The following is a 4044-nucleotide window of genomic DNA, read 5'->3' as shown; positions in this document are numbered from 1 at the left end:
CCGGACATAGCCGATGTCGACCGAGCCGGAGGCGACGGCGGCGATCACGTCGGCGCCGGAATCGAATTTCCGCCAGTCGATCGCGGCCTTGGTCGCTTTCTCGTAATCGCCGTCGGCCTGCGGCACCTTTGAAGGCTCAACCACCGTCTGGTAGCCGATGGTGATTTTTAGGTCTTCCGCCGCGGCCGGGCCGAGCAGGGCGGCGCCCGCGAGCGCGGCGGACGACAGAAGCAGAATGCGTCGTGAAAGGATTGACATTGAAAGGCTCCATAACCCCGAGAAGGTGAATTGCCGTTCTATCGTCGCTTAAGTCTATAAGGTTTGTAGAGTTAGATAATTCCAACGTAGGAGCCTTTATTGGAAAAGTGTCGCCCGCACGGGCGGTTCGGAAGCGCAAAAGGACAGTTGCGAATGCTCGGCTAGATCTCGTCGCAGGTGTTCGAGATTGGCTGAAAGGCCCACCGCCTCGCCGTCCGCGGCCTTGACCCGAGGATCCATGCCGTGACCGTTACTTTAGGGTGCAACGGTGCAGAATTCTGAAATGTGCAGCGCCCCGATGTATCGGAATGGAGACGCTTCGCGACGCATCGACGCTAGCGCTGATGCGGCCCTCCCACGAGCGATCCATGAACGAAAATTCTCGCAGCCCTTCATCTGGGCAAATCCATGCCTCAAAGGTAGCGGCAATTGGAAAGCTGCCTTCGTGTTTAGCTCGATTAGTATAGTAATCTTATCAACATTGGGAGTGAGAGAACGATGCGCGATCTTCTGAACACCGTCCCGGCGATCGTTCGCGGCCTCCAGCCGAGGCCGCCAGCGGCGACGGCTGCAGGCCGATCGAGTTAAGTCACGTTCGGCCAGCAGCCATGGTTGGACGCGGCAACTCCATCGTCATTGTCGGCGGCGGCGCCAGCGGCGTCGTGCTGGCCGCGCATCTTTTGAAATCGCCGAATCCCGATCTGCGCGTCGCGCTGATCGAGAGGCGTCCGCATTTCGGGCAGGGCATGGCCTATTCGACGCTGCTTTCCGCGCATGTGCTCAATGTCAACGCCTCCGGCATGAGCGCCTATGCCGACGATCCGACCAATTTCGCGCGCTGGGTGCTGGACCGCGGTCTCGCCCAGCCGGATCAGGGCCCGTTCTACGCGCCGCGCAGCCTTTATGCCCGCTATCTGAAGGACTTGCTCGACGAACTCGAGGCCCGCGAGCGCGACAGCGGCCGCTTGCGGCTGATCCGCGAGGAGAGCCTGTCGATCTCGCCGACCCCGTCGGGCGTCGAGGTGGCCTTGGTCAACGGCATCAGCGTCGTCGGTCATCTTGCCGTTTTGGCCACCGGCCATGACGAGCAGCCGGGCGCTTTCCAGGGTCGCGCCATCCGCATGGGTTCGGAGGCGGACACCGCGCTCGACCCAGAGGCTACTGTCCTGGTGCTCGGCACGGGCTTGAGCATGGTCGACGCTTTCCTGTCGCTCGAGCAGCGAGGCCATCGCGGCGAGATCATAGCTGTGTCGCGGCGCGGCCTGCTGCCCTCGCCGCATCGCAAGGGCAATCCGATCAAGCTCGACGTCGCCGACATTCCGCTCGGCACCCAGCTTTCTTATTTCGTCGGCTGGTTCCGCAACCTGATCCGCGAGAACCAGAAGGCCGGCGGCGATTGGCGCGACGTCGTCGATGGCCTGAGGCCTTTCAACCAGAAGATCTGGCAGAACTGGCCGTCTTCGGCCAAGCGCCGCTTTGTCGAGCACACCAAAGCCTGGTGGGACATTCACCGCCACCGCATAGCGCCAGAGGTCTATGCGCGCGTCACCGAAGCGGTCCGCTCGGGCCGCATCCGCCTCGTCGCCGGCCGGGTCGTGGAGATCGAGCTGGAGTTCACCGTTCGGATCCAACAGCGCGGCACGCAGGCGCTCGAAACGCTCGAAGTCGCCCGTATCTATGACTGCATGGGCATCGCCCGCGATATTTCGAAGACGTCGAACGGCGTCGTGCGCTCGCTGGTCGAGCGCGGCCTGGCGCGGCCCGACCCGCTTCACCTCGGCCTCGACGTCACCGCCAATTGCGAGTTGGTCGCGGCCGACGGCACGGTGTCATCCAAGATCCTCGCGATTGGACCGCTGACGCGCGGCACTTTCTTCGAAATCGACGCCATCCCCGACATTCGCGTCCAGTGCGCAAAGCTCAGCAAGCAATTGCTGGGTTCGGATTGAACCCGATGGCCGGCAGGCCAGAGCGACTGCCTTGAAAGACAAGCGCCCTGCCATGGTTTTTGATCCCGGGTGATGGCGTTGAGGATGGTCAGCAGCTTTCTGGCTGTGCAATGACGCCGACGATTTTGGCTTGCCCTTGGCGACAAGCTTGTATGAAGCATTCGGTAGGCAGGGTCGTGTCCTAGGCATATTGCAGTCTGGGCACGACTCCGCGCCGATCGACCGGCGCAGCAACGCTAACGCCGATTGTTCTCGAAGGCACCTACCCCTTGCGCGATCAGGTTGGTGGCCATCACCAGCGAGACGATCGCGCCCGAGTTGAAGACCACCACCCACCATTTGCCGCCGGTGAGGAAGCCATAGCCATCGGCGATCGCAAGGCCCCAATCCGCCGAGGGCGGCTGGATGCCGAGGCCGAGAAAGCTCAACGTCGCGATCGAAAAGAAAGCGTACCCCAGCCGGGTGACGAGTTCGATCAGGGTCGTCTCGCGGATGTTGGGCAGGATCTCCAGCGCCATGATGGCGAACGCGTTCTCGCCGCCCAGGCGAGCGGCGCTGACATATTCGCGTTCGCGCTGCTCGCGCACCGCGGCGCGCACGGTTCTTGCCACCAGCGGCGCATAGGCGATGGCGATCACCAAAATGACCGTGAGGTTCGAGGGTCCGAGCGCAACCAGTGTCATGGTGACGAGCACGATGAAGGGAAAGGCCATCAGCGTGTCGAGCAGCCTGGCGCCTATGGCATCGACCAGGCCATCGAAATAGCCGAGCACCAGACCGATGATCGTGCCCGCGGCGACGCCGCCCAATGTCGCCAACGGCGCCACCAGCAGGATGTCGCGCGATCCGACGATGATGCGGGAAAAGACGTCGCGGCCGAGCTGGTCGGTGCCGAACCAGTGCGTCACGTCCGGCGGCGTCAACGTCGCGAGGAAATCCTCGGCGTAGGGATCGAACGGCACGAGCCGGTCGCCGAACAGGGCGCAGGCGATCCAGAACAGCAGGATCAGCGATCCGACAACGACGGACGGCGGCAGGCCGCGAACGGCACGGCTTAACCGGCTGACGACCCGCGGGAAAAAAGATGCGCGCGCCGGCGCCGGAAACTCCAGCAGGTCCATCATAGCGACGCCCGCCGCCGCTGCCGCGGATCGAGCAGCGCCTGAACGAGATCGCCTGCCGCGGCCGACAGGACGAAGATCGTCGCCATGACCAGCACGCCGGCCTCAAGCATGGGAAAGTCGCGTGACTTGGCAGCGTTGAGCACGAGATTGCCGAGGCCCTGGATGCCGAACAGGGCTTCGATCACCACGAGACCGCCGAGCATATAGCCGCTCTGGGTCGCGAGCACCGCGATGGTCGGCGTCAGCGCATTGGGCAAGACGTGGCGGACAATGACCTGCGAACGGTCAAGGCCTTTCAGCGTCGCCGTGCGCGTGTAGTCGGCGGCCAGGGCCTCGACCACGCCGGCCCGCGTCATGCGCGCCAGATAGCCGGTGAGGTTCAGCACCAACGGCAAAGCCGGCAGGATGAGATAGTAGCCGCTTGTCCAGAAGCCGGCGCCGTCCGGCGCGGCGCCGGTGATCGGGAACCAGCTCAGCCACAGGCCGAAGACCATGAGCAGCAACAGGCCGGATACGAAATCGGGAACGATGCCGAAGGAGACGCCGGCAAGCACGATCAGCCGGTCGATCAGGCGGCCCTGGTTTAGACCCGCAATGATGCCCGCGCCTACGCCCACCGGTACAAGCAACAGCAGGATGATGCCGGCAAGTGCTGCCGAGCGGCCGAGGCTTGCCAGCACGAAAGGCGCGACCGGCGCCCGCATCGACAGTGA

General features: G+C 63.7%; 3 protein-coding genes and 1 pseudogene. 1 reads left to right on the top strand and 3 read right to left on the bottom strand.

Annotated features, from left to right (window positions below; genetic code table 11):
- Positions 1-258 (bottom strand): annotated as a pseudogene (tauA, locus tag EN742_RS26845) (taurine ABC transporter substrate-binding protein); the annotation flags it as partial.
- A 608-nt stretch (positions 259-866) separates the two neighbouring features.
- Between tauA and EN742_RS26840 the strand changes: the two are divergent.
- Positions 867-2207, top strand: coding sequence for an FAD/NAD(P)-binding protein (locus EN742_RS26840; RefSeq protein WP_126056356.1), 1341 nt, complete (start codon positions 867-869; stop codon positions 2205-2207).
- Positions 2208-2443: 236 nt separating this feature from the next.
- Here the strand turns inward: EN742_RS26840 and EN742_RS26835 are convergent, their stop codons facing one another.
- Together EN742_RS26835 and EN742_RS26830 are read right to left on the bottom strand one after the other, a co-directional pair.
- On the bottom strand, positions 2444-3331 hold the full coding sequence (locus tag EN742_RS26835; RefSeq protein ID WP_126056357.1) for an ABC transporter permease: 888 nt from the start codon (positions 3329-3331) through the stop codon (positions 2444-2446).
- Positions 3328-4044: ABC transporter permease (locus EN742_RS26830; protein ID WP_148670275.1), on the bottom strand; the 717-nt coding region annotated here is incomplete at its 5' end. The genes EN742_RS26830 and EN742_RS26835, both read right to left, overlap by 4 nt.

The sequence above is a fragment of the Mesorhizobium sp. M4A.F.Ca.ET.020.02.1.1 genome (genome assembly GCF_004022645.1).
Lineage (GTDB): Bacteria > Pseudomonadota > Alphaproteobacteria > Rhizobiales > Rhizobiaceae > Mesorhizobium.
The sequence above is the reverse complement of the archived record's forward strand: the minus strand, read 5'-3'. Positions and strand labels throughout refer to the sequence as shown.

What these genes read in the sequence shown, in the direction of transcription:
- EN742_RS26840 (WP_126056356.1), top strand. Translation starts at nt 867, where the DNA reads ATGGTTGGACGCGGCAACTCCATCGTCATTGTCGGCGGCGGCGCCAGC.
- EN742_RS26835 (WP_126056357.1), bottom strand. Translation starts at nt 3,331, where the DNA reads ATGATGGACCTGCTGGAGTTTCCGGCGCCGGCGCGCGCATCTTTTTTC.